At 38.8% G+C, this 861-nt stretch carries 2 protein-coding genes; both read left to right on the top strand.

Features of this window, described 5'->3' with window-relative positions:
* A partial coding sequence (locus ACFILW_RS10175; protein WP_375685777.1) for a PD-(D/E)XK nuclease family protein occupies window positions 1-635 on the top strand: 635 nt, incomplete at its 5' end.
* A 2-nt stretch (window positions 636-637) separates the two neighbouring features.
* Window positions 638-861, top strand: a 224-nt coding sequence (locus tag ACFILW_RS10170; protein ID WP_375685776.1) for a UvrD-helicase domain-containing protein, incomplete at its 3' end; no start/stop codon positions are given.

The following is an 861-nucleotide window of genomic DNA, read 5'->3' as shown; positions in this document are numbered from 1 at the left end:
TGCTTGCTATTGGGCGTAAAGAGTTTGATAAATTCAATTTTCCACCCGATATTGAAGTAATTTGGTGGAATAGTTTTGAAAACCTTGCTCCACGCTTTATTCAATGGGAACAAAGTTTAGGACTGCGAGAGCGATATTCGGAAGTGGTATCACAAAAAATTTCTATAGGAACAACAGGAGTAACCCTTTCAGGACGTGCTGATCGTCTTGATGTTTTGCCAGATAAAACGGTTGAAATTCTAGATTTCAAAACCGGAACCCCTCCTTCATCAAAACAAGTTCGTGAATTATTATTTCCGCAATTGGCGTTAGAAACAGCTTTACTCATACAAGGGGGCTTCCCAGATTTTCAAGATTTTACCCCCTCAAATTTATTTTACATTCCTCTTAACAAAAAAGGTGAAATTAAATCCCAATCAATTCTTTTAAAGAAAAAAGACGGAAAAACTCATCTAAGTGCTGTTGATCTTGCTGACAATGCATGGGAAAATCTTATCGCACTCATAACTTATTATCAAAATCCACAACAAGGTTATCTCTCACATGCTGTCCCTATGTCAAAACGATATGAAGGTGACTACGACCATTTGGCTCGGTTGTGGGAATGGTCAAGTGGTTTTCATAAAGAAGAGTAATCATGACGTTTTTTTCTATTCCTGAAGCCGCTCTTGATGCACAAGCAACAGCAACACATCCCCAAAAAAACGTGTGGGTTTCTGCAAATGCTGGATCTGGAAAAACCCACGTTTTAAGTGAACGTGTTATCCGTTTGCTTTTAAACGGTACTTCTCCAGCACGTATTTTATGCCTTACTTATACAAGAGCTGCTGCTGCTGTTATGCAATCGCGAATTTTTCGCAC

The sequence above is a fragment of the Bartonella sp. TT110JLCBS genome, from assembly GCF_042193405.1.
Taxonomy (GTDB): domain Bacteria; phylum Pseudomonadota; class Alphaproteobacteria; order Rhizobiales; family Rhizobiaceae; genus Bartonella.
Note: the sequence above shows the minus strand (reverse complement) of the source record. Positions and strands in the feature narration are given on the sequence as shown.